Source organism: Malikia sp. (assembly GCF_028687635.1).
Lineage (GTDB): Bacteria > Pseudomonadota > Gammaproteobacteria > Burkholderiales > Burkholderiaceae_C > Malikia.
In genome coordinates this window covers 79,330-103,142 of sequence record NZ_JAQTZS010000003.1, presented here as the reverse complement: position 1 = coordinate 103,142, position 23,813 = coordinate 79,330, and the positions used below count along the sequence as shown (strand labels likewise).

Sequence of the window (23,813 nt, the reverse complement as noted above, 5' to 3'; positions counted from 1 at the left end):
TCCTTTGTCGTTGTCGAAAGGATATAAAAGGCAGACAGCAATGAAAATCGAATGCAAGATCAGCGAGCCACCCACCCAGGGTGAAAGTTTTGTCGAGCGCTGGAACGGCCCCGATCGCGGGTTGATCTGCTGCTGGCTGCGCGGCATTGCCAAGGCAAAGGAGGCCCCAGAGCTGGCAATCAAGGCCAAGAGGGATGAACTGCCGGCCCTGGCCTGGAAGGGCGGGGTGGACAAGGAGATCAAGGGGAAATCGAAGGTCGGGAGCATCAACTACTTGGCGACCTGGCAGGGCTTGCGGGGCGAAGACCTCTGTGTCGACCTGGACCGTGAAGTCGAGCTGACCTGCTCGCGCACCGGCGTGACGGTCCTGTTCTCGGCATCGTCCCAGCTCCTGCTGGCGTCGGAGGAGGTTTGACCATGGACTTCGTGGCCATTGACGTCGAGACCGCGAACGAGGATGTCGCCTCGATCTGCCAGATCGGTATTGCCGGCTTCAGGAATGGCGAGCTTGTCGAGACATGGAGCAGTCTGATCGATCCGGAGCAGGAGTTCTCCTGGATGAACATCGGGGTGCACGGCATCCTGCCAGAAATGGTGGTTGGCCAGCCCAAGCTGCCCGAGGTGGCTGACCGCGTCAGCGCTATGCTGGGCGGGCGCATCAGCGTCCATCACACCCACTTCGACCGGGTGTCGGTGAGTCGCGCGTTCAGCAAGTATCAATTGCCCGATGTCCAGACGACCTGGCTGGATTCGGCCAAAGTCGTTCGGCGAACCTGGCAGGAAGTGGCTCGCAAGGGCTACGGCCTGCACAACGTGTGCCAGATGATCGGATACCAGTTCAACCACCACGACGCACTGGAAGATGCAAAGGCAGCGGGCCAGGTGATGTTGGCGGCCATGCGCGAAAGCCAGATCAGCCTGGATGACTGGCTGAAGCGCGTCAGCCGCCCGATTAACCCCAGTTCGAGTTACAGCGGCAACATCAGTCGAGAGGGCAATCCCGAGGGAGCCCTGCACGGCGAAGTGGTCGTGTTCACCGGATCGCTTGAGATCCCGCGCCACCAGGCGGCTGACTTGGCCGCCAACCTCGGATGCCAGGTGGCCGATAGCGTGACCAAGAAGACCACGCTACTGGTGGTCGGTGACCAAGATGTCAGCCAACTGGCGGGGCACGACAAGAGCTCCAAGCACCGCAAGGCCGAAGAGCTGATCGAGCGGGGGCAAGCGATACGCATCCTGCGGGAAACGGACTTCCGTTTCATGGTCGATGGGGAAGGCGGTAACAGCTGACAGCGCGATACCAGAAAGGGGCTTGCGCACGAGTCGATCGATATGAGATTGATACCGGACTTGCCGTTTTCTCTCTGTAGGCTTCGCATTGAACTACGGAGAGGACTTGCGCATTGTAGCGGTGCCCGGGCCGTTTTCTGGCGCGGTGCGGCTTGAGCTTGCGCGCTTGCCGTCGTACTGGTGGGTGAAGATCAGTTCGATCGCGTTGTCGTCGCCGGCCTGGGCCCGCAGCGTGAGGCGGCGCGTGATGTCGTAGAGCACCGCCACGGTGCCGGTCGCGCCGATCACGCTGCGCGAGTAGCTCAGGTAGAGCTGACGCGAGATCCGCTTGCCCAGGGTGAGCGCGGCCGCGCTGCTGCTGCCATCGGCCTTCTGCGTTTCGCCCCGGAAGGAAATCTCGTCCAGGCCCAGCGCGCGCTGGATGCCGCCGTCGGCCGCCTTGCCGCGACCGCTGAACAGGGCCATGGCGGCTTGCTGCAGCAAGGCGGCTTCGGAGCCCGCGCCGGTGGCCGGTCGGCCCAGCACCAGCCAGGCGAGTTTCTCGCTGTCGGGCAGTTCGGGGTCGGCGTACAGGCGCAGGCGCGGGGCCATGGCCGTGCCACTGATCTGCACGCCGACCCGCTGGCCGGTCAGTGGGCGCAAGGCCAGGAGCTCGATCGTGGGGTTGTCGTAAGGGCCACTGAAGCCCAGCACGCCCGATTCGATCTCCAGCGCCTGGCCCCAGGCGCGGTAGCTGCCGCGCTCGGTCCTGACCTGCCCGGTCAGTTGCGGCTTTGGCTGGCCAGGACTGGCGGTCAGCAGCAGTTCGCCCTTGAGGGTGGTGTCCAGGCCCTGGCCACGCAGCCGGAAGTCATCGCCCAGCGCGATCTCGACCCGCAGCCGGCTGGGCGGTGCCGAATTCGCCGTCGCGCGGCCCGGCTGGGCCTGACCGCGCACGACGACATCATCGCCCAGTGCCAGCTGGTCCTCGTCGGGCAGGATGAACAGGGCCGAATCCGCCTGCAGCCGGCCCGAGAGGTCGAGCAGGTGCTCGTCCATCCGGACGGCTAGCTGGCCCGATACCGTCAGGCGCCGGTCGGCGCGGGCGAGCAGGCGCAGGCGGCGGGCTTCGAGTGTCAGGTTCATGACGGGCAGCAGCGGCGCGACCGCCTGGCCCGGCGCGGTGTCGGCGCGGCTCCAGCGCAGGGTGCCGCTGCCCAGCAGCAGGCCGCCGCTGTCGCCGCCGGCGCCGCGCAGCTTGAAGCTGTCGAGCCGGATCTGGTCGCCGGCCAGGGTGGCGCGCAGTTCGCCGCCGCTGAAATCCAGTCCATCGACCAGCGAGCGCAGCGAGAGCTCGTCGCCCTGCAGCTGGCCGCGCCATTCGGGCTGGCGCCGGGTGCCGCCCAGGCTGGCGTCCGCCCGCAGGCTGCCGCGCAGGCGCCAGCCCGGCGGCACCAGGCTGGACCAGAGGCCGAGCTGGGGCAGGCCGGCCTCCAGCCGGCCCGAAAGCGGCGCCTCGGCCGGCCAGGACCAGTCGGGCGTGGCCGGTGACGGTGGCGCGAGCTCGGTGCCGAACTCGGCACTGAGCCGGCCCGCCAGCCGGCTGTTCCAGCGCAGCTGGGTCTGCAGCTGCCTGCCGGTGAGCGCCAGGCTGGCCGAGGCCTGCTCCAGGCCGACCGCCTGCGGCTTGCCGCCGGCGGCCTCGGGCAGCAGCAGGTTCAGGTCGCCCCCGCTGCGGCTCAGTTCCAGCCGGGCTCTGGCTGGGAGGCTGGCAGGGGCTGCGGCCTGCAGCGGCAGGCGCAGCTCCCAGCCGGCCGCCAGCGTGACCTCGCCCGTGAGTCCGGCCTGCGCCAGCGGCCCGTGCGGTGCCGCCGGGCTGGCCAGCAGGGCGTCCAGCCAGCCCAGCGCCAGCCCGCTGGCGCGGCCGCGCGATTCCAGCATTCCGCCCGACCAGCGCGTTTGTTCCCAGGTCAGCAGGGCCGGCGCTCGCGCCGGGGTTTCGTTCCCGACCGCCTGCGCGAGGCTGGCCTGGCCGGGCGCCAGCGTCAGGTCGCCGCCACCGCCCAGGCGCAGCCTGGTGCCGCTTGGCGTCGTGAGCCGGGCCGATAGCGTGTGCGCAGCATCCCTGGCCTGCAATTCAGCGCTGTCCAGCCGGATATCGGCCGTGACGCCTTGCCGGTCGCGCCCGAGCTCGCCCTTGGCGTCGAGCTTGGCCTGGGCGGTCCAGCCGTTGGTCGAGGTCGTGCCGTTCAGGCGCAGCGCCAGCGCATCGCCCAGGCCCGACAGCGCGAGCTGCCAGTCCTTGAACTGCAGCGGTGCGGTGCCGCTTGTCGCCGGCCAGGCGAGCTGCAGCTGCGGCACCTGGGCTTGGGCGCTCCAGTCCTGCGGCGGCCGGTCGGTGCGCAGCGGACCCTTCCAGTCGGCGTCCAGCGTGGCCTGTCCGCGCAGCTGGCTGGCGCGCAGCGCCTCCGGTCGCAGGCTGTCGATTGCTGAACGCGGCAGCCAGCGCGCCAGGCCGGTATCCAGCCAGCGCTGCAGCCGTGCGGCATCGTCGATTGCCAGTTGGAGTTCACCGTTGCCGGCCCGGGCCTGGAGCCGGCCGCTGGCGCCTGGCAGTTTCAGGGTGAGCTCGCCGATGAGCCGATGATCGCGCAGGTTCAACTGGCCCTGGGCCTGGGCGCTGGCGTCGACCAGATCCAGTTCGGCCTGCTGGAGCTGGACCTGATCGCCGCTCCAGCGGCCCCGGGCACTAAGCCGGCCGCCGCCGTCGAGCCGGGCGGCCATTGTCCGCAGCAGCCAGTCCCGGCCCGAGAATGCCAGCTCGGCGCTCAGACGCTCGATCGGCAGCAGGTGGCGCTGCCAGGGTCCGGCCCTGCCGTTGCGCAGTTCGCCGCTCAGCTGCCAGCGGGTCGCCTCGCCAGCCGAGGCGGGCAGGCTGGCGGCCTGCCAGCGGCCCTGCAGGCTGGTGCCCGGTGCATCTGGCCAGAAGGCCGACAGGTCGATCTGGCGCAGCTCGAGTTCGGCGGCCGGCAGCGGCAGGCTGGCCCAGGGCAGGATCGTGGCGCGCGCGCTCAAGCCGATGTCAGTGCGGGACCGGGCCGATGCGACGGGTGTCACGCTGGCCTCCAGCTGCAGCGTTGCATCAGGGCTGGCCAGCGCGCCGCTCAGGCTGGCCCGTGCCGACAGCTTCTGACGTTGCCCGCCAGGCACCTGGGCCTGCACCTGGCCTTGCAGTTCGGCGCGCAGCGCCATGGGGCTGCTGGCCTGGAGATCGGCCTGCAGCTGGTAGTCGCCCTCGGCCCAGCGCAGGCGGTGCACCTGCAGGGTGTGCTGGCGCTGGCCGTCAGTCCCGACGCCATAGTGGTAGTCCGCCTGCAGCGGACCCAGCGCGAGCGTGGGCGAGCCTTCGATGACGAGGGCTTGCACCCGCAGCGGCAATTGCACCGACTCCAGCCAGGGCAGCAGCAGGTCGGCGGGTGCGGTCCGGTCCGGATTGGCCGGGCTGTCGTCGCGCACGCGCAGGCGCTCCAGTTCCAGGGTATCCAGCCGCAGTTCGCGGCGCAGCACGAGGTCGGGCCAGAGGCTGGCCGGCCAGCGCAGCGCCAGCCCTTCGAGCTCGACTTCGAGTCCATCCCGGCGCCAGCGCAGGTAGCCGATGCGCCCGCCTTCGCGCAGGCTGCCGCTGGCGTCGCGAACCAGCAGCGGGCTGTCGCCGCCGGCTTCTGCTAGCCAGTCCCGCAGCCAGTCCAGCGTGCGTGGCAGCGACGCGGGCTGGCCAGACCAGAGCCAGGCCGACAGCAGCAGGGCTGCCAGCAGCGCGAGCGCGCAGCCCGCCAGCCAGGCCAGACTGCCCGCCAGGCCCGCGAGCGCTCGTGTCAGCCGGCTCAAAACGCAAACCCCACGCTCATGTGCAGCCGCAAGGCCCGCCGCTCGATGCCGTAGGCCAGATCGAGCTGCAGCGGGCCGACCGGGCTGCGGTAGCGCACGCCGGCGCCCACGCCGACCTTGGGATCCAGCTCGCGGCTGCGGTCCGCGACCGCGCCGGCATCAACGAAGAGGACGGTTTCCCATTCGCTGCGGCGGCCGTTCAGCCACAGCGGTCGCTGCCACTCGACGCTGGCCAGCGCCAGCAGCCGGCCCGGGTCGACGCCGCCGTCGGCCCTGGCCACCCCGATGTCGCGCAGGCCGTAGCCGCGCACGCTGCCCTCGCCGCCGGCCAGGAAGCGCTGCGTGGCCGGCACGGCGCTGTCATCGCCGCTCCAGACGACGCCGCCTTCGAGCCGCAGCGCCCAGCGGCTGGGCCGGTCGCTGTCCGCGAAGGCCGGCCGGTAGCCCAGCCAACGCAGCTTGGTGCGCAGGTAGGGCACCGGATCCCGTGACAAGGTCAGGCCGGCGCCGAGCTCCAGCGCCAGTCCCTGGCCTCGGGTCGGGTTGGTCAGGTCGTTGAAGTCGCGCCGGGTCCAGCCGTAGTGCGCGCTCAGCGAGGAGGCCGCTTCGGCCTGCACCGCCAGCGCCGGGTCGTGGACCTGCGCGCGGTCGTACTGGGCGTAGAGCTGGCGTTCGAGCTGGCGCCCGCTTTGGGTGCGGCCGGCCCTGAACTGTTCGCTCGTGGTCACGAGCGGGGCATCCTCCTGGCGCTGCAGTTGCGCGCCCAGGTTCCAGCGCCAGCCATGGTCATCGATCGGCGACTCCAGCAGGCCGTTGAGGGTGCGGGTGTCGCGCTCAAGCTGCAGCTTGGAGGTGGCGCGCCAGTCCAGCCCCGGCACGCGGTGGTGCATATGTTCCAGGCTGAGCCGGGCGCCGTTGTCGGTGCTGGCGCCCACGCCGATCACCAGCTTTTGCAGCTTGGCTTCGCGCACGCTCGCCTCCACCGGGGCCGCGTTGGGGTCCGCGTCGGTGTCCAGCCGCACGAAGGCGGATTCGTAGTCGCCGCTGTCGAGCAGGCGCAGCTGCGCATCCTGCAACAGGCCTTCGTCGTAGTCCAGGCCCGGCTCGACGCCGGCGAGCCGCACCAGGCGCCGGATCGTCTCGGGCTCGTAGCGCTCGCTGCCCAGCACCCGCAGCTCGCCGAAGCGGTACGGCGGGCCGGAGTCGAGCTCCAGCAGCAGATGGGCCTGCTGGCTCTGCGGGTCGATGTCGGCCAGGCTGTGCATGATGCTGGCCTGGGGGTAGCGGTGGCGGTTCAGCGCGCGCAGCGCTTGTTGCTTGGCCGCATCCCAGTCCTGTTGCGTGAAGACCTGGCCCTCGGTCAATGTCCAGCCGGCCAGCAGGGACTCGCGCTGGGCGAGGGTGGTGGGGTCTTCGCTCACCGGGCCGTGCAGCGTGACGCGCCAGCCAGCCACGCGGGTGAGCGGGCCGGGTTCGACCTCGATCCGCACCGTCACGGGCGAGTGGGCCGCCTCGATCCGCCGTATGGCTATCCGGGGCGAAAAATGGCCCTGGGTCGCCAGCAGCTGGCGCAGGTCGGCCGGCGCGGTCAGCAGCAGGCGTTCGAGCTCGGCCGCGCCGAGGTCGGGCAGGACGCTGAAGCGCTGCAGCTCGGCGTGGCGCAGCAGGAAGGCGTCGAGCGGGGCCGGCGCCACGATGTCGAGCCTGAACGCCGCGCTGGCCGTGGACGATGGCGCATCGGCGGCAGCGTTCGCGCCCGACTCGGCGCTGGCAGTCGTCGCCGATGGCCCGTCCTGTGCTTGCGCGCCGCCCGGGCCGGGCAGGCCGAGCGCCAGCAGCGCGGTGCTCACGGTCAGCCACCGTCTGAGCTGGGTTGCGGTGGGCGTGGCAGGACTCATGGATTCGAATTTATAACAACCAGCAGCGCTGTGGGGGCCGCTGGTCCGCAATGAGGCAACCCGAGGCGCCATCCGCCTGGCCCGCGCGGCGATTGCCGCCAGTCGTCCGGCGGGTTCAGCCGGCCTGGCCCAGCCGGTATTTGCGGATCTTGTCGTGCAGCGTGGTCTTGGCCATGCCGAGCGCCTGCGCGGTGCGCGCCAGGCTGCCGCCGTGGCGGCCCAGCGCCTCGGCGATCAGCGCGCGCTCGAAGTCCTCCACCGTGGCGGCCATCGACCGTGGCGTGACGGGCGTTTCGTTGCTGAACGGCGGCGCGCCGGCGGCGATGCCCAGCACGCAGCGGTCGGCCACGTTGCGCAGCTCGCGCACGTTGCCGGGCCAGTCGTAGGCCAGCAGCCGGGCCTGGCGCGCCGGATCGGCGTCAGGTACCGGGCGCTGGTGGCGCGCGGCGGCCTGCAGCAGGAAATGCTCGAACAGCAGCGTGATGTCCTCGCGCCGCTCGCGCAAAGGCGGCAGCGGCAGCGTCACGACGCTGAGCCGGTAGTACAGGTCGGCGCGGAAGCGCCCCTGGTCCGACAGCGCCTTGAGGTCGGCCTTGGTCGCCGCGATGATCCGGCAGTCGACCGGGATCAGGGTGTTGGAGCCCAGCCGCTCCAGGCAGCGCTCCTGCAGCACGCGCAGCAGCTTGACCTGCAGCGCGATCGGCATCGACTCGATCTCGTCGAGGAACAGGGTGCCGCCGCTGGCGTACTCGATCTTGCCGATGCGGCGCTTGCCGGCGCCGGTGTAGGCGCCCGCCTCGTGGCCGAAGATCTCGCTCTCGAACAGGGTTTCGGGCAGGCCGCCGCAGTTGATCGCGACGAACTGGCCGCTGCGCCTGGGGCCGGCCTCGTGCAGGCAGCGCGCCACCAGCTCCTTGCCGGTGCCGGTCTCGCCGTGGATCAGGATGTCGGCGGCGCTGTTGCCCAGGTCCGCCACCAGCTGGCGCACCCTGGTCATCGCCGGCGAGCGCCCGATCAGCTGCGCTTCGAGCCGGTCACGGCTGGCCAGCTGCTGCTTGAGCTGGCGCAATTCCAGCGTCAGTCGGCGCTTGTCCAGCGCCCGGCGCACCACCTCGACCAGATAGTCGGGCGAGAAGGGCTTTTCGATGAAGTCGTGCGCGCCGTCCTTCATCGCCTGCACCGCCAGCGACACGTCGCCGTGACCGGTGATCAGCACCACCGGCAGATCGGGGTCGATCGCGTGCAGCCGCTTGAGCAGGGCCATGCCATCCATGCCCGGCAGGCGGATGTCGCTGACGATCACGCCCGCGAAATCACGGCCGACGCGGCGCTCGGCCTGTTCGGCGCTCGCCACGCCGCTGACCGGGATGTTTTCCAGCTGCAAGGCCTGTTCGCAGCCCAGTCGGACGTCGGGGTCGTCCTCGATCAGCAGGACTCGCAGGATGTCATTCATTGTGGGGCTCCGGGGCGGCGGGCAGGTCCAGGGTGAAGATGGCGCCGCCTTGCGCGTGATTGTCGCCGGTCAGGCTGCCGCCGAAGTCGGCCACGATGCCAGCCGAGATGGCCAGCCCGAGTCCCAGGCCGCTGCCGGCTTCCTTGGTGGTGAAGAACGGTTCGAACAGATGGGGGCGTACCGCGTCGGACAGGCCCGGTCCGCGATCGCGCACTTGCACCAGAACCCGATCGCCCTGGCGCCTGGCGCTGATGTCGAGCGCCGGCGCCGGCTGGCCCTCCATCGCGTCGAGCGCGTTGCCGGCCAGGTTCACCAGCACCTGTTCGAGCCGGTTGGCGTCGCACCAGGCGTGCAGTTCTTCCTGCGGGAGGTTCAGGCAGGCGACGATGCCGGCCCGCCTGAAGCGCTGCTCAAGCAGGAACAGCGCGTTGTCGATCGCGCGGCGCAGCGGCACCGACTGCGGCCGGCCCGATGACTTGCGGGCAAACGACTTGAGCTGGCCCGTCAGCCGGCCCATGCGATCGACCAGTTCGGCGATGCGCGCCAGGTTGCCGTCGGTGGTGGCCTGGTCGCCGCGCGCGAGGAACTTGCGCGCATTGCCCGACAGCGTGCGCAGCGCGGCCAGCGGCTGGTTGAGCTCGTGCGCGATGCCGGTGGCGAGCTGGCCGATCACGGCCAGCTTGCCGGCCTGCACCAGTTCGTCCTGCGCGGCGCGCAAGGTGCGCTCGGCCCGGGTGCGCTCGGCCACCTCGGCCTGCAGCTGGCCGTTGGCGGCCGAGAGGTCGGCGGTGCGCTCCGCCACCTTGCGCTCGAGCTCGTCGTGGGCTTGCTGCAGCGCCTCGCGCGCCGCCAGCCGGTCCTTGAGGTGGCGCCGCCGCTCGTTGAGCATCAGGGCCAGGATGCACAGGAAGGCCGCGCCCACGCCGGCCAGCGCGGCCCGGGTGACGGCGACACCCCGCACCTGCTCCTGCTGCGAGAACACGGTGATGTTCCAGGGCGTGCCCGGCAGCGGCTGGGTCTGGGCCAGGAACTTGCCGGTGACCGGGAACACCGAGACCAGCTCGGGCCCCAGCCTGGGCAGGCGTACCAGGCGGGCGCCGTGGTCCAGCGTTTCCAGTTCGACCACGCCCAGCGGGTCGAGCGCGCGCCGGTTGTACTGCTGGCTGCGGTCGAAGGCGCTGCGGGTGGCCGCATCGAGCGGCTGCAGCGTGGTGAATTTCCAGTCCGGTACCGAGGCCAGGATGACGACGCCGTTCTCGTCGGCCACCAGCGTCGGGGCCTCGACCGTGGCCCAGGATTTCTCCAGCTGCTGCAGGCCGACCTTGACCACCGCCACGCCCAGCGTGCCCTGGCCGTTGCCCAGCGCCGAGGCCAGGTAATAGCCCGGCTCGCCGCGCGTGGTGCCGATGCCGAAGATGCGTCCGCTGCCGGTTTCCAGCGCCTGGCGGAAATAGGGCCGGAACGACAGGTCCTCGCCGAGGAAGCTGTCGGGCCGGCGCCAGTTGCTGCTGGCCACGACCCGGCCCTGGCGGTCGAGCACGTAGATCGACAGCGTGCCGGCGCGCTCGTTGAGCTGCTCCAGGTACTGGTTCACCTGGGCCGTCCGCTCCGGCCTGGGGGCGGCCAGCAGCTGCAGCACGTCGCGCTCCAGTCCCAGCGTGGTCGAGAAATAGGCGTACTTGTCGATCTCGCGTTCCAGGCTGCTGGCGTACAGGTCGAGCCGATGCCGCCCGGTGACCTGCAGCTCGCTCAGGCCCAGGGCCAGGCTGAGGCGAAAGGCCAGCAGGCTGGTGGCGGCGATCAGGGCGGCAAAACCCAGCAGCAGGACGAGGCGGAGCAGGTGCTGGCGCGATGGCATGGGTGTTCGGTTTTCCGAATGATGCCTGAAGCGCTGCCGGTCAGCCGGCCAGCATGTCCCAGGCCAGCTTGGCGATCAGCAGCGCGACCACCAGCAGGAAGGCCTGGCGCACGAAGCCCGCGCCCCGGCGCAGCGCCAGCAGCGTGCCGACCTGGGCGCCGGCCAGGTTGCAGACCGCCATCAGCAGGGCCACGCCCCACAGGATGGGGCCGTGACTGGCGAAAAATGCGATCGCCGACAGGTTGGTCGCGGCGTTGATCACCTTGGCGCTGGCCGATGCCCGGATGAAGTCCATGCCGAACAGGCGCACGAAGCCGAAGATCAGGAAGCTGCCGGTGCCCGGCCCGAAGAAGCCGTCGTAGAAGCCGATCACCAGCCCGAGCCAGGCGGCGCGCCAGCGGTCGGCCCGCACCAGCTCCCGGGTTTCGGCATGGCCGAAATCCTTGCGCCAGAAGGTATGGAGCGCGACGGCCAGCATCATCACCAGCACCAGCGGGCGCATCGCCTCGCGCGGCAGCCAGGCCGTGACGGCGGCGCCGAGCCAGGCGCCCAGCAGCGCCGCCAGCGTGGCCGGCAGCACCACGGCCCAGGGAATCGCGACCTGGCGGGCATAGCGCCACAGCGCCGACGCGGTGCCGGCGATGCTCGACAGCTTGTTGGTGCCGAACAGGGTCGGGATCGCGGTCTGGGGAAACTGCGACAGCAGCACCGGGATCTGGATCAGACCGCCGCCGCCGACCACCGCGTCCACCAGGCCGGCGAAGAAGGCGGCGCCGGCGAGCAAGAACCAGTTGAATTCCATCATGAGATCAGGGGCTTGGGCGGCCTGGAACGCCCAGCGTTGCCCGCCCGGATTTTAGGCCCTGGCCACCGCTGGCTCGGCCGGCAGCGGCAGCACCGCGTCGGATTCGGCCAGTTCAGCGCTGACCGGCTCGATCGCGTTCTCCCACTTGGCGACCACGGCGGTGGCGATCGAGTTGCCCAGCACGTTGGTCACGGTGCGCGCCATGTCGAGGAAATGGTCGATGCCCAGGATCAGCAGCAGGCCGGCCTCGGGCAGGTTGAACATCGGCAGCACGGCCGCGATCACGACCAGCGAGGCGCGCGGCACGCCGGCGATGCCCTTGGACGAGACCATCAGCACCAGCAGCATCGTGACCTGCTGGCCGATCGACATCTCGATGCCGTAGGCCTGGGCGATGAACAGCGAGACGAAGGCGGTGTTCATCATCGAGCCGTCGAGGTTGAACGAGTAGCCCAGCGGCAGCACGAAGCCGGTGATGCGGTCCTTGATGCCGAACTTCTCCAGCTGCTCCATCAGCTTGGGGTAGGCCGACTCACTGCTGGCGGTCGAGAAGCCGATCAGCATCGGGCCGCGGATCAGCTTGAGCAGGCGGAACACGTCCTTGCCCAGCACGGCATAGCCGGCCGCGATCAGCACCAGCCACAGCACGCCCAGCGCCAGGTAGAAATAGGCCATGTAGCGGCCGTAGACCTCCAGCACGCCCAGGCCGTGGATGGTGATGACCGCTGCCACGGCGGCGAACACGCCGACCGGCGCGAAGCGCATCACATAGTCGGTGACCTGCAGCATCACGTGGACGATCTCCTCGCAGGTCTTGACCAGGCCGATCGCGGTCTTGTCGTGCAGCTTGCCCAGCGCGAGGCCGAAGAACAGCGCGAAGATCAGGATCTGCAGGATCTCGTTGTTGGCCATCGACTCGAAGATGCTCTTGGGGAACACATGGGTGATGAAGTTCTTCAGGTTCAGCGTCGAGGTCTTGAGGTCGGTCGTCGCGCTGACGTCGGGCAGCGGCAGCGAGATCGCGTCGCCCGGGCGCAGCAGGTTGGCCATCACCAGGCCGATCAGCAGCGAGCACAGCGAGGCGCCCAGGAACCAGCCCAGCGCCTTGCCGCCGATGCGCCCGACCGCCTTGCCGTCGCCCATGCCGGCCAGGCCGGCGACCAGCGTGCCCAGCACCAGCGGCGCGATGATCATCTTGATCATGCGCAGGAAGATGTCGGTCAGGATCGAGAAATAGCCGGCGATTTCCTTGGCGGCGGCAGCGTCGGGCGCCAGCGTATTGCACAGGTAGCCGACGCCGATGCCGGCCAGCAGGGCCAGCACGATCCAGGTCGTGAGCTTGTTCATTTTCATGGGGACTCCTTGGCCGCCCGGGGCCGGGCGGAGGCTGTGATCGAGAGGGTGGGCCGGCGCCAGCAGGTCAACACCTGTCCGGGCCGGATTGTTCCTTTCAATCGCAGCTTTCGTGCCACCTGGCATGGCACATGCAGGGAGTCTCAAGCCATTGATCCTGCTTGAAAATATTTCCCTGTCATCGGGCCGGCGTTCGGGAATCCGTACCCTGGTCCACCGCGTCGTTCGGAAAACCGAACGGTCGGCATGCCGTCTGGATGCCGGCCGCCCGCCTCACTTCATCAGCTGGCGCATCGCCTGCTCCAGGCCCTGCAGCGTCAGCGGGTACATCCGGTTGCCCATCAGCTGGCGGATGATGTCCACGCTCTGGCGGTACTGCCAGACGCCCTGCGGCTCCGGGTTGATCCAGGCGCAATGCGGGAAGGCGTCGGTCAGGCGCTGCAGCCACTCGGCGCCGGGCTCGGGGTTGTCGTACTCGACGCTGCCGTGCGGCTGCAGGATCTCGTACGGGCTCATGGTGGCGTCGCCGACGAAGACCAGCTTGTAGTCCTGCTGGTACTTGCGGATCACGTCCCAGGTGTCGAAGCGCTCGGCGTGACGGCGCCGGTTGTGGCGCCACAGGTGGTCGTAGACGCAGTTGTGGAAGTAGAAGAACTCAAGGTGCTTGAACTCGTTCCTGGCCGCCGAGAACAGCTCCTCGACCTGCTTGACATGGTCGTCCATGCTGCCGCCGACATCCATCAGCAGCAGCACCTTGACGCTGTTGTGCCGCTCGGGGACCATGCGCAGATCCAGCCAGCCCGCGTTGGCCGCGGTCGCCCGGATCGTGCCGGGCAGGTCGAGCTCCAGCGCGTTGCCGGTGCGCGCGAACTGGCGCAGCCGGCGCAGCGCCAGCTTGATGTTGCGCGTGCCCAGCTCCTGGCTGTCGTCGTAGTCGCGGTAGGCGCGCTGCTCCCAGACCTTGACCGCGCTGCGGTTGCGGCCCTGGCCGCCGATCCGTATCCCCTGCGGGTTGTGGCCGCCATGGCCGAACGGGCTGGTGCCGCCGGTGCCGATCCACCTGTTGCCGCCTTCGTGTTTTTCCTTCTGCTCCTCCAGCCGTTTTTTGAGCGTCGCCATCAGCTCGTCCCAGTCCAGCTTGGGCGCGTTGGCCTTCTGCTCGGCCGACAGCAGGCGCTCGAGTTCCTGTCTGAGCCAGTCGGCCGGAATCTCGCGGCTGAAGTCAACCAGTTGCTCGACGCCGTGGAAGTAGGCGCCGAAGGCGCGATCGAAGCGGTCGAAATGCTTCTCGTCCTTGACCAGCACGGTGCGCGCCAGGAAGTAGAAGTCGTCCAGCGTGCAGGCCTCGGAGCGCGGGCCGACCACATCGGCCTGCAGGCATTCGAGCAGCGTCAGCAGCTCCTTGACCGAGACCGGCAGCTTGGCCGCGCGCAGCGCGTAGAAAAAGTCGATCAGCATGGGTCGGTGCTGCCAGCGGGTTCAGCGGTGGCGCTGGTTCATCAGGACCAGCTTCTCGAACAGCGCGATGTCCTGCTCGTTCTTGAGCAGCGCGCCCACCAGCGGCGGCACGGTGATCTGCTGGCCCTCGCCCCGCAGGCTGGTGGCCGGAATCTCCTCGGCCAGCAGCAGCCGGATCCAGTCGATCAGCTCGCTGGTCGAGGGCTTCTTCTTCAGGCCCGGCAGGTTGCGGATGTCGAAGAAGGCTTTCAGCGCGGCGCCCAGCAGCTCGTCGCGCAAGCCGGGAAAATGCACGTCCACGATCTGCTTCATCGTGTCCGCCTCGGGGAACTTGATGTAGTGGAAGAAGCAGCGGCGCAGGAAGGCGTCGGGCAGCTCCTTCTCGTTGTTCGAGGTGATGAAGACCAGCGGGCGGTGCTTGGCGCGGATCAGCTCGCGCGTCTCGTAGCAGTAGAACTCCATGCGGTCGAGTTCGCGCAGCAGGTCGTTGGGAAACTCGATGTCGGCCTTGTCGACCTCGTCGATCAGCAGCGCGACCGGCTGCTCGGCGGTGAAGGCCTGCCACAGCACGCCCTGGACGATGTAGTGGCGGATGTCGTTGACGCGCGGGTCGTTGAGCTGGCTGTCGCGCAGCCGGCTGACCGCGTCGTACTCGTACAGGCCCTGCTGGGCCTTGGTGGTCGACTTGACATGCCACTGCAGCAGCGGCATGTCCAGCGCGGCCGAGACCTCCTCGGCCAGCAGCGTCTTGCCGGTGCCGGGCTCGCCCTTGACGAGCAGCGGGCGCCTGAGCTGGAGCGCGGCATTGACCGCGAGCATCAGGTCCTGGGTGGCGACATAGTTCTCGGTTCCGGTGAATTTCTTTGTCATCTTGTTGGGGTCGCGGGTCTCGACTGGGTGGATGGGACTGGGAATAGTCTAAGGACTTTCCATGGTCTGGGAGATCTCGCCTGTTTCGCACATCTCATGTGTCGGTCTTGGGATAATCCATCCCATGAGAGATGAATGGAAAGATGCCATCAGACGCCCGATGGTTTGGGCGGCGCTGGCGCTGCTGACGGTGATGGGGGACGCGGCCCGGGCGCAGTCCCTGACCGAGGACGACTACCTGGCCGAGCTGCCGGTCGTGCTGACGGCAAGCCGCTTGCAGCAGTCGCTGCACGACGCGCCGGGCTCGATGACCGTGATCGACCGCGACCAGATCCGCCGCACGGGCGCGCGCGATGTGGCCGAGCTGTTGCGGCTGGTGCCGGGCTACATGGTGGGTGGCTTCAATGGCGCCCATCCCGTGGCTTCCTATCACGCGCCGCTGGACGAGTACGGCATGCGCAACCTGGTATTGATCGACGGCCGTTCGGCCTACTCCTCGTTTTTCCTGGGTGACACGCATCGCGGCATGATGTCGGTATTGCCCGAGGACATCGAGCGCGTCGAGGTGCTGCGCGGCGCCAACTCGGCGGCCTACGGTGCCAACGCGATGTTCGGTGTCATCAACATCATCACCCGCCATACCGCCGACAGCCTGGGCGCCGAGGCACAGGTCAGCGTCGGCTCGGCTGACTTGCGCGATGCCCGTGTCAGCCTGGGCTTCGGGGATGAAAAGGCATCCCATCGCCTGTCGTTCGGTCAGCGCGAGGACAGCGGCTACGCGGTTGCCTTCGACGACCGCCGGCTGCGGGTGCTGGACTGGCGCACCGATCTGCGGCCTGCCGCCGACCAGGACCTGATGCTTCGCGCCGGCGCCAGCGACTTGCAATCCGGCCGGGGTTATGGCGACACACCAGGCGACCCCGAGCGCACCGTCCAGTGGCGCGAGTGGTTCCTGCAGGGGCGCTGGCAGCGACAGCTTGAGGGCGAAGGCCAGCTCCAGCTCAGCGCCGACTTCACCCAGGAGGACTATGCCGATGTCTCGCACCATCTCGCCTACAAGAAGGTCTTGCTCGACTATGGCAGCCGGGGCCAGCGCGCGAACCTCGAATTGCAGCATACCCTGGTGCCGCGCCCGGACCTGCGCGCCGTCTGGGGCCTGGGCTGGAAGCAGGAGCAGGCCCAGTCCCGGCCGCTTTTCTACACCGACGAATCGGTCGAGTACCGCGAAAGCCGGCTGTTTGGCCATCTGGAATGGCGTCCGACCGAGCGCTGGACCGCCAACGCCGGCGCCTTTCTTGGCGACCACAGCCACAGCGGCACCTATGTCGCCCCCCGGCTGATGCTCAACCACCACTTCACGCCCGACCACACGCTGCGCTTCGGGATCAATCGTTCCATGCGCACCAACAGCCTGCTCGAGTTCGCCGGCGACATCCGTTATGACCTCAGCCCTTACAAGCTGGGTCAGTTGCGCTACTGGTCCGGCAATCCGGACATCCGGCCGGAACGGCTGGACAGCCGCGAAGTCTCCTACCTGGGGCAATTCAGGCCCTTGCACCTGACGGTCGATGTCCGGGCCTACAACGAGCGTCTCAAGGACGGGATCAGTTATTCCGAGGCTTACAGTACCGCCCAGCGGGTCTTCGACAATCTGCTGGACTTGACGGTGCGGGGTGTCGAGTACCAGCTGAGCTGGGAACCCCGTCACGGCACCCGGCTGCAGTGGCAGCAGAGTTTCAGCGAACTTGAATGGGCCGACCCCGTGAAAAATGACACGGCCAATCACAAGCCGCCGGGGCGCGCCAGCACCCTGGCCTGGTCCCAGCAATTGCCGAGCGGCTATGACCTCATGCTGATGCGGCACGAGCGCGGCGAGATGACCTGGGACCGGGATGAAAGGGATCACGACCGGCTGCTGCCGGCCGCGAGCCGTATCGACCTGCGGCTGGCCAAGCACTGGCGCATCGGCAGCAAAAAGGCCGAGGCGGCGCTCACGGTGCAGGCGCTCGACGGTGACCATCTGGATACCCGACAGAGCTTCCAGTTCCAGCGCCGCGCCTTCCTGACCCTCAGACTGGAGCAGTGAACTGGACGCTGCGCGCCGTCATTGCCTGGGGACGCTGCTGGCCGGGGCCTGCGGCGCGGGGCTGGCTTGCTGGCCGGCGCTGGCGGCGGACGCCGAGGTCTGGGTCGTCTGGTCGGCCTCGGGCGGCGTCCATGCCGAGACCGCCCAGGCCTTGCAGGAGTCCTGGGCGCGTGAATCCCGCGCGCCGCTGAGCTGGCGCCTGGCGAGCTGGTCCGAGCTGCCGCTGGCGAGCGGGCCGCTGCCCCAGCTGATCGTGACCCTGGGCGCGGGTGCCTACCTCGAGGGCGTCGAGCGCGTGCTGGCCAGCCCGGCGCTGGCGCGCGTGCCGATGCTGGCCGCGCTGCTGCCGCAGGCCAGCTACCCGGCGCCGGTGGCCCGGGCGCCCGGGCTGACTTCGGCCGTCTTCCTCGACCAGCCCGCCGGGCGCCTCGCGCGGCTGCTGCAACTGGCCCTGCCCGAGCGCCGACGCGTGGGCGTGCTGTTCGGACCCGACTCCCTCGCCGTCAGGCCCGCGCTGGCCCGCGCGCTGACCGCGCATGGCTTCAAGCTGGTGGAACAGACGGTCCTGAGCGGTGACAAGAGTCTCTACCCGGCCTTGCGCGGTCTGCTCGACGACTCCGACCTGCTGCTGGCCCTGCCCGACAAGCGGGTTTATTCTGCTTCCAACATGCACAACATCCTGTTGGCCGCCTATCGCCAGCGCATTCCCGTGGTCAGCTATTCGGCCGCCCATGTCCGGGCCGGGGCCTTGCTCGCCTTGCACACGGAGCCGGCCGCCATCGGGCAGCAGGTCGCGGCCGCGCTGCGCCTGTGGCTGGCCGGTCGCGGGCTGCCGCCACCGAGCATGGCCGAGGGTTATGCGGTGACCCTCAATGACCAGGTGGCCCGCTCGCTGGACCTGTCCCTCCCGACCCCGGAGGCGCTGGTGCTGGCGCTCAAGCAGCAGGAGTCCGCACGATGAAGAGCCTGTTCGGCATCCGCATGCGGCTGTTCCTGGCCGCGAGCCTGCCCGCCATCCTGGCCATCGTCGTGCTGCTGCAGGGTTTCCTGCAACGGCACGATCAGGTGCTGACCGAGGCCCTGCACGAAAATGCCCTCGGCACGGCGCGCCAGGTCGCGATCGCCGCCGAGTTTCCGCTGTTCGCGGGCAGCGCGCCTTCCTTGCAGCGGCTGGCCGAGGGCGTGCGCGCCTCGGGCACCCATGTCGCGGCCGTGTCGATCTGGTCCACCGTGGGCGTGCCGCTGGCTTCGGACGGCCGCTCCCGGCAGGGCGCGCTGCTGCCCGCCATCGAATCCGGGCGCACCGAGGTCGTGGGCGATCGCTTGCTGGCCCTGGCGCCGATCTGGTCGACCGTGCTGGTCGAGCCGGACCCCTTCATCGAGCCGCTGCCGGCTCCGGTGGCCGCGGACGGACGGCGTCTGCTGGGCTACGCCCTGGTCGAGCTCGAACTGGGCGTGCTGCAGCGCCAGCGCCGGGACTTGCTGGACTGGGCCTTGGTCGCCGTGGGCAGTGGCCTCTTGTTCGCCGGCCTGCTGTCGGTGCTGATCGCTTCGAGCGTGACCCGACCCCTGGGCCGGATCAGCGCGGTGGTCGAGCTGTTGCGCCATGGCGTGCTGGGCTCGCGCGTCGATGTCGCGGCGGCCGGCGTGCTGCGTCCGCTGGCCGAGGGCATCAACACCATGGCCGCCGGCCTGGCCTCGAACGAGGCGCTGTTGCAGCAGCGGGTGCTGGAAGCGACCGAAGCGCTGCGCCATGAGAAGGAGTCGGCCGAACTCGCGGCCCGTACCGATCCCTTGACCGGACTGTTCAACCGGCGTGCCTTCACCGAGCTGGCCCGGATCGAAATCCAGCGTGCCCGGCGCTTCGACCTGCCGCTGGCGCTGGTGACGGTCGACCTGGACCGCTTCAAGTCGATCAACGACAGCCACGGCCACGCCGCCGGTGATACCGTGCTGCGTGATTTCGCGCGCGTGGTATCGGCCCAGCTGCGGGAGCTCGACGTGGTGGCCCGGATCGGCGGCGAGGAGTTCGTGTTGCTGCTGCCGGGCACCGGTGTGCAGGGAGCGGCCCAGGTCGCCGAGCGCGTCAGGCTGTCGATCGCCAACAGCGTCGTGGCGATCGGCGACGAGTTGTTGAGCTATACCGCGAGCTTTGGCATCGCCGGCTTCGAGCCACGCCAGCCGGGACTGGAGCGCTGGCTGGCTCGCGCCGACGGGGCGCTCTATGTCGCCAAGAACAAGGGCCGCAACCGGGTGGAGCTGGCACCGGGCTGGGACGAGTTGGGTCAGCCCAACTGATCCGCGACTGACCCGATCGACCAGGCCTCGGCCTCAGGCCAGGCGGCTCTGGTGGCGCGCGATCTGGGCCCGCACCTGCGCCGGCGCGGTGCCGCCGACGGTATTGCGGGCGTTCAGGCTGCCGCGCAGGCTGAGACAGTCGAACACGTCCTTCTCGATCGAGGCGTGAAAGCCCCGCAGCGCGGCCAGTGGCAGCTCGGACAGGTCGACGCCGTGCGCGGTCGCGGCCTTGACCGCGTGCGCCACCGTCTCGTGCGCGTCGCGGAACGGCACGCCCTTCTTGACCAGGTAGTCGGCCAGGTCGGTCGCGGTCGCGTAACCCTTGAGCGCGGCCCGCTCCATCGCCTGGGCGTTGACCGTGATGCCGCCTTCCTTCTTGCCGCTGGCCGGGTCGAGCTGGCCGCCGATCATCTCGGCGAAGATGCGCAGCGTGTCCTTCAGGGTGTCGACGGTGTCGAACAGCGGCTCCTTGTCTTCCTGGTTGTCCTTGTTGTAGGCCAGCGGCTGGCCCTTCATCAGCGTGATCAGGGCCATCAGGTGACCGACCACGCGGCCGGTCTTGCCGCGCGCGAGTTCGGGCACGTCGGGGTTCTTCTTCTGCGGCATGATCGAGCTGCCGGTGGTGAAGCGGTCGGCGATCCGGATGAAACCGAAGTTCTGGCTCATCCAGATGATCAGTTCCTCCGACAGACGGCTGATGTGGATCATGCACAGGCTGGCGGCGGCGCTGAACTCGATCGCGAAGTCGCGGTCGCTCACCGCGTCCAGGCTGTTCTGGCACAGCTGGGCTTCGCCGGCGGCGTTGACCATGCCCAGCGTGCGGGCGACGCGCGCGCGGTCGAGCGGGTAGGTGGTGCCGGCCAGCGCGGCCGAGCCCAGCGGCAGCCGGTTGGTGCGGCGGCGCACGTCCGAGAAGCGCTCGGCGTCGCGCGCGAACATCTCGACATAGGCCAGCAGGTGGTGGCCGAAGCTGACCGGCTGCGCGACCTGCAGGTGGGTGAAGCCCGGCAGGATGGTCTCGACGTTCTGCTCGGCGATCTCGACCAGCGCCTGCTGCAGCTCGGTCAGCAGGCCACCGATGACGTCGATCTCGCCGCGCAGCCACAGGCGCACGTCGGTGGCGACCTGGTCGTTGCGGCTGCGCCCGGTGTGCAGGCGCTTGCCGGCGTCGCCGACGAGCTGGGTCAGGCGCGCCTCGATGTTGAGGTGCACGTCCTCCAGGTCGAGCTTCCACTCGAAGGCGCCGGACTCGATCTCGGAGCGGATCTGGGCCATGCCGCGCTCGATCGCGGCGAAGTCGTCGGCGCCGATGATGCCCTGCGTGGCCAGCATGTCGGCGTGGGCCAGGCTGCCGGTGATGTCGGCGTCCCACAGTCGCTGGTCGAAGAACACGCTGGCGGTGTAGCGCTTGACCAGCTCGCTCATGGGTTCGGAGAACAGGGCCGACCAGGCCTGGGATTTGGTGTCGAGCTGGTTTTTGGACATGGCGTGCGCGGGGACGGTTGGCCCCCGTTGGGTGATGGGCTAAAAGGCTGGATTTTATCGGGCCGGCAGGCGCGCTGTCCGCACCGGGTGGCGTGCTAGCATCTGGAGATTCTCCAGACTTCCGGATTCGCCCATCGTGAGCCAGACCCCCGCCGCCCTCCAGTTGACCATCGCCACCCGTGAAAGCCGTCTGGCGCTGTGGCAGGCCGAGCACGTCCAGTCCCTGTTGCGCGCCCAGGGCCATGCGGTCGAGCTGCTCGGCATGACGACCCAGGGCGACCAGATCCTGGATCGCGCGCTTAGCAAGGTCGGCGGCAAGGGCCTGTTCGTCAAGGAGCTCGAAGTCGCGCTCGAACAGGGCCGGGCCGACCTGGCGGTGCATTCGCTCAAGGACGTGCCGATGGAGCTGCCCGAGGGCTTCGAGCTGGCCTGCGTGATGGAGCGCGAGGACCCGCGCGACGCCTGGGTCTCGCCGACCTGCGCCGGCATCGAGGACCTGCCGCCGGACGCCGTCGTCGGCACTTCGAGCCTGCGCCGCGTCGTGCTGCTGCGCGCCGCGCTCGAGCGCCTGGGCCGCGCCGACGTCAGGATCGAGCCGCTGCGCGGCAACCTCGACACGCGACTGCGCAAGCTCGACGAGGGCCAGTATGCCGCCATCGTGCTGGCCGCCGCCGGCCTCAAGCGCCTGGGCCTGGAGTCGCGCATCCGCAAGGTCTTCTCGCCCGAGGAGATGCTGCCGGCCGCCGGCCAGGGCGCGCTCGGCATCGAGCTGCGCCAGGACCGCCCCGAGGTCGCGGCCGCGCTGGCGCCGCTGGCGCACCCGCCGAGCTGGCTGGCGGTCGCCGCCGAGCGCGCGGTCAGCCGTGGCATGGGCGGCAGCTGCTCGATGCCGCTGGCCGCCTTCGCCGCCTGGCAGGGCGAGCCGCTGGCGTCGGCGCTGCGGCTGGCCGCCGCCTGGGGTGACCAGGAGGGCCGCATTCCGCTGGTGCGGGTGCAGGCCGAGGCCGTTGTGAACAGTCTGGCCGAGGCCGAGGCCCTGGGGGCTCGGGTGGTCGTGCTGCTGCGCCAGGGCGGCGCAACCGGGCCAGCTGCCGCATGAGGCGCGCGGTCGTCACCCGGCCGACGGGCGAAGCCCAGCGCTGGGTGTCGGCCTTGCAGCGCCAGGGCTGGGATGCCTTGGCGCTGCCCCTGATCGAGATCGCGCCCGCCGCCGACCCGCGGCCCTTGCGCCAGGCGCGCGCCCGCCTGGCGGACTACCACGCCTTGATGTTCGTGAGTGCGCCGGCCGTGGCGCAGTTCTTCGCCGGGCAGCCCTGGCCGCCCGCCACGGGCGCTGAGGATGGAGCCGACGCCGGCACCGCCACGGCGGCCGGGCCGCGCTGCTGGGCGCCGGGCCCCGCGACGGCGCGCGCGCTGCTGACCGCCGGCGTGCCGGCCGACCGCATCGACCAGCCCGACGCCGGCGCCGACCAATACGACTCCGAATCGCTCTGGCGCGTGGTCGGTCCACTGGTTGTTCCCGGTCACCGCCTGCTGATCGTGCGCGGCCAGACCGAGGCGGCGGCTGTCGCCGCCACCAGCCCGCAGGGCAACGGCCGCGACTGGCTCGCCAACCAGTGCCGCGCCCATGGCGGCAGCGTGGACTGGTGCGTGGCCTACCGCCGACGCGCACCGGCCTGGACCGCGCGGCAGCGCGAGCAGGCCCAAGCCGCCAGCCGTGACGGCAGCATCTGGCTGCTGAGCAGTTCCGAGGCGATCGAGTACCTGCGCGACCTGCTGCCCGAGGCCGACTGGTCGCGGTCGCGCGCGCTCGCGACCCATCCGCGCATCGCGCAGGCCGCCGCCCGCCTGGGCTTTGGTGCCTTGCGCATCAGCCGGCCGGCGCTCGCTGATGTCCTGATCAACCTAGAATCCATGCCGTGACCATGGCCGACACCGATTTCCCATCATCCGCAGGCGGCCCAGCCGCGTCCGCAGCTGCTGCTGCCGCTGCGCCGACGGCCTCCCCGGCACCGGCGGCGCAGCCGCTCCAGCCAGTCCCGGGCCAGCTGCTGTCCCGCCTCGCGCTGGGCCTGGCGCTGCTCGCGCTGGGCGCCAGCGCCGTGCTCTGGCAGCAATTGCAGTCGGCGCGCAAGGAGCTCGCGCGTCGCAGCACCGACACCGGCGCGGCGGTGACCGAGGCGCGCGAGCAGTCCGCCCGCGCCGAGTCCCTGGTGCAGGAGCTGCAGGTCAGGCTCGGCGTGGCCGAGCTCAGGCTGTCCGAGGTCAGCCTGCAGCGCAGCCAGCTCGATGAGCTGATGCTGACGGTTTCGCGCACCCGCGACGACAGTCTGGTGCAGGACCTCGAATCCACGCTGCAACTCGCGCAGCAGCAGTCCGCGCTGACCGGCAGCGTGCAGCCGCTGATCTCGGCGCTGCAGTCGGCCGACCAGCGCATCGCGCGCGCGGCACAGCCCCGCCTCAATCCGGTGCAGCGCGCGATCGCGCGTGACATCGAGCGCATCCGGGCCGCGTCCCTGGTTGATCTGCCCGCGCTCGCGGGGCGGGTCGACGAGTTGTCCCGTCTGATCGACGAGCTGCCGCTGCTCAACGCGGTGGCGCCCAGCCCGTCGCCCGAGCCCCATGCGAGCGCTGACCAAGCCGCCGGCGCGTCCAACCGCGCCCAGGCGCCCGCCGGCATGGCGGCAGAGGCTTCGGCCTGGCAGCGGCTGCAGTCCTGGTGGAGCGGCTGGTCCGCCCGCGCCTGGGCGGCGATCAGCGCGCGCGGCAGCGAGCTGGTGCGGGTGCACCGGGTCGACCTGCCCGAGGCCGCGCTGCTCGCGCCCGACCAGGAGTTCTTCCTGCGCGAGAACGCCAAGCTCAAGCTGCTCAACGCCCGCCTGGGCCTGTTGGCGCGCCAGCCGGGCCAGGCAGCGGCCGACCTGCTCGCGGTCGATGCCATGCTGGAGCGTTATTTCGATCGCCAGGCCAAGCCGACCCAGCTGGCCCGCGACGCCCTGCGGGGCTTGCAGCGCGACCTGCGCCAGAACGACCTGCCCCGTCCCGATGACGCGCTGGCGGCGCTGGCCGCCGCCGCCGGCGGACGCTGAAAG

General features: G+C 69.9%; 17 protein-coding genes. 8 read left to right on the top strand and 9 right to left on the bottom strand.

Annotated features, from left to right (window positions below; translation table 11 throughout):
- Positions 1–40 precede the first annotated feature (40 nt).
- On the top strand, positions 41–415 hold the full coding sequence (locus tag PHR85_RS03100) for a hypothetical protein (RefSeq protein WP_300050297.1): 375 nt from the start codon (positions 41–43) through the stop codon (positions 413–415).
- A 2-nt stretch (positions 416–417) separates the two neighbouring features.
- Positions 418–1,290, top strand: coding sequence for an exonuclease domain-containing protein (locus tag PHR85_RS03095; protein WP_300050294.1), 873 nt, complete (start codon positions 418–420; stop codon positions 1,288–1,290).
- A gap of 93 nt (positions 1,291–1,383) precedes the next feature.
- Here PHR85_RS03095 and PHR85_RS03090 read toward each other — a convergent pair whose 3' ends face one another.
- The 8 genes from PHR85_RS03090 to PHR85_RS03055 all read right to left on the bottom strand — a co-directional run bounded on the left by PHR85_RS03090 (position 1,384) and on the right by PHR85_RS03055 (position 14,852).
- Positions 1,384–5,157, bottom strand: a complete 3,774-nt coding sequence (locus PHR85_RS03090; RefSeq protein WP_300050291.1) for a translocation/assembly module TamB domain-containing protein — start codon at positions 5,155–5,157, stop codon at positions 1,384–1,386.
- Complete coding sequence (locus tag PHR85_RS03085) at positions 5,154–7,055, bottom strand: autotransporter assembly complex family protein (protein ID WP_300050289.1); 1,902 nt, start codon at positions 7,053–7,055, stop codon at positions 5,154–5,156. The genes PHR85_RS03090 and PHR85_RS03085 overlap by 4 nt, the downstream gene beginning before the upstream one ends.
- Positions 7,056–7,170: 115 nt before the next feature.
- On the bottom strand, positions 7,171–8,508 hold the full coding sequence (locus PHR85_RS03080; RefSeq protein WP_300050286.1) for a sigma-54 dependent transcriptional regulator: 1,338 nt from the start codon (positions 8,506–8,508) through the stop codon (positions 7,171–7,173).
- On the bottom strand, positions 8,501–10,366 hold the full coding sequence (locus tag PHR85_RS03075; RefSeq protein WP_300050283.1) for an ATP-binding protein: 1,866 nt from the start codon (positions 10,364–10,366) through the stop codon (positions 8,501–8,503). Before PHR85_RS03075 ends, PHR85_RS03080 begins: the two co-directional genes overlap by 8 nt.
- A 40-nt stretch (positions 10,367–10,406) precedes the next feature.
- Complete coding sequence (locus tag PHR85_RS03070) at positions 10,407–11,171, bottom strand: sulfite exporter TauE/SafE family protein (protein ID WP_300050280.1); 765 nt, start codon at positions 11,169–11,171, stop codon at positions 10,407–10,409.
- Positions 11,172–11,222: 51 nt separating this feature from the next.
- Positions 11,223–12,524, bottom strand: a complete 1,302-nt coding sequence (locus PHR85_RS03065) for a dicarboxylate/amino acid:cation symporter (RefSeq protein WP_300050277.1) — start codon at positions 12,522–12,524, stop codon at positions 11,223–11,225.
- 273 nt (positions 12,525–12,797) lie between these two features.
- A complete protein-coding gene (locus PHR85_RS03060) occupies positions 12,798–13,982 on the bottom strand; it encodes a VWA domain-containing protein (RefSeq protein ID WP_300050275.1) in 1,185 nt (394 codons plus the stop codon).
- 21 nt (positions 13,983–14,003) lie between these two features.
- Positions 14,004–14,852 (bottom strand): MoxR family ATPase, encoded by an 849-nt coding sequence (locus PHR85_RS03055; protein WP_300050274.1) that lies wholly within the window; start codon positions 14,850–14,852, stop codon positions 14,004–14,006.
- Between the two features lie 160 nt (positions 14,853–15,012).
- Between PHR85_RS03055 and PHR85_RS03050 the strand changes: the two genes are divergently transcribed.
- From PHR85_RS03050 to PHR85_RS03040, 3 genes are all read left to right on the top strand, one after another.
- Positions 15,013–16,938 (top strand): TonB-dependent siderophore receptor, encoded by a 1,926-nt coding sequence (locus tag PHR85_RS03050; RefSeq protein ID WP_300050271.1) that lies wholly within the window; start codon positions 15,013–15,015, stop codon positions 16,936–16,938.
- Positions 16,939–17,089: 151 nt separating this feature from the next.
- A complete protein-coding gene (locus tag PHR85_RS03045) occupies positions 17,090–17,899 on the top strand; it encodes an ABC transporter substrate binding protein (protein ID WP_300050269.1) in 810 nt (269 codons plus the stop codon).
- Complete coding sequence (locus tag PHR85_RS03040; RefSeq protein WP_300050268.1) at positions 17,896–19,236, top strand: diguanylate cyclase; 1,341 nt, start codon at positions 17,896–17,898, stop codon at positions 19,234–19,236. The genes PHR85_RS03045 and PHR85_RS03040 overlap by 4 nt, the downstream gene beginning before the upstream one ends.
- A gap of 33 nt (positions 19,237–19,269) precedes the next feature.
- On the opposite strand, the gene argH is transcribed toward PHR85_RS03040, so the two are convergent.
- Complete coding sequence (gene argH / locus PHR85_RS03035; protein WP_300050265.1) at positions 19,270–20,721, bottom strand: argininosuccinate lyase; 1,452 nt, start codon at positions 20,719–20,721, stop codon at positions 19,270–19,272.
- A 136-nt stretch (positions 20,722–20,857) separates the two neighbouring features.
- Here argH and hemC point away from each other — a divergent pair, with 136 nt between their 5' ends.
- From hemC to PHR85_RS03020, 3 genes are read left to right on the top strand one after another with little or no spacing between them, the layout of a single operon-like run.
- A complete protein-coding gene (gene hemC, locus PHR85_RS03030) occupies positions 20,858–21,820 on the top strand; it encodes a hydroxymethylbilane synthase (protein ID WP_300050262.1) in 963 nt (320 codons plus the stop codon).
- Positions 21,817–22,644: a uroporphyrinogen-III synthase gene (locus PHR85_RS03025; protein ID WP_300050259.1), complete on the top strand. Its 828-nt coding sequence runs from the start codon at positions 21,817–21,819 to the stop codon at positions 22,642–22,644. The genes hemC and PHR85_RS03025 overlap by 4 nt, the downstream gene beginning before the upstream one ends.
- A 2-nt stretch (positions 22,645–22,646) precedes the next feature.
- Positions 22,647–23,810 (top strand): uroporphyrinogen-III C-methyltransferase, encoded by a 1,164-nt coding sequence (locus tag PHR85_RS03020; protein ID WP_300050256.1) that lies wholly within the window; start codon positions 22,647–22,649, stop codon positions 23,808–23,810.
- Positions 23,811–23,813: the final 3 nt, after the last annotated feature.

Bases quoted from the DNA above. Each gene is read 5' to 3' on its own strand.
- PHR85_RS03060 (WP_300050275.1), bottom strand. From the start codon at position 13,982: ATGCTGATCGACTTTTTCTACGCGCTGCGCGCGGCCAAGCTGCCGGTC.
- argH (WP_300050265.1), bottom strand. From the start codon at position 20,721: ATGTCCAAAAACCAGCTCGACACCAAATCCCAGGCCTGGTCGGCCCTG.
- PHR85_RS03070 (WP_300050280.1), bottom strand. From the start codon at position 11,171: ATGATGGAATTCAACTGGTTCTTGCTCGCCGGCGCCGCCTTCTTCGCC.
- PHR85_RS03085 (WP_300050289.1), bottom strand. From the start codon at position 7,055: ATGAGTCCTGCCACGCCCACCGCAACCCAGCTCAGACGGTGGCTGACC.
- PHR85_RS03065 (WP_300050277.1), bottom strand. From the start codon at position 12,524: ATGAAAATGAACAAGCTCACGACCTGGATCGTGCTGGCCCTGCTGGCC.
- PHR85_RS03075 (WP_300050283.1), bottom strand. From the start codon at position 10,366: ATGCCATCGCGCCAGCACCTGCTCCGCCTCGTCCTGCTGCTGGGTTTT.
- PHR85_RS03050 (WP_300050271.1), top strand. From the start codon at position 15,013: ATGGTTTGGGCGGCGCTGGCGCTGCTGACGGTGATGGGGGACGCGGCC.
- PHR85_RS03095 (WP_300050294.1), top strand. From the start codon at position 418: ATGGACTTCGTGGCCATTGACGTCGAGACCGCGAACGAGGATGTCGCC.
- PHR85_RS03055 (WP_300050274.1), bottom strand. From the start codon at position 14,852: ATGACAAAGAAATTCACCGGAACCGAGAACTATGTCGCCACCCAGGAC.
- PHR85_RS03040 (WP_300050268.1), top strand. From the start codon at position 17,896: ATGAAGAGCCTGTTCGGCATCCGCATGCGGCTGTTCCTGGCCGCGAGC.
- PHR85_RS03020 (WP_300050256.1), top strand. From the start codon at position 22,647: ATGGCCGACACCGATTTCCCATCATCCGCAGGCGGCCCAGCCGCGTCC.
- PHR85_RS03025 (WP_300050259.1), top strand. From the start codon at position 21,817: ATGAGGCGCGCGGTCGTCACCCGGCCGACGGGCGAAGCCCAGCGCTGG.
- PHR85_RS03100 (WP_300050297.1), top strand. From the start codon at position 41: ATGAAAATCGAATGCAAGATCAGCGAGCCACCCACCCAGGGTGAAAGT.
- PHR85_RS03080 (WP_300050286.1), bottom strand. From the start codon at position 8,508: ATGAATGACATCCTGCGAGTCCTGCTGATCGAGGACGACCCCGACGTC.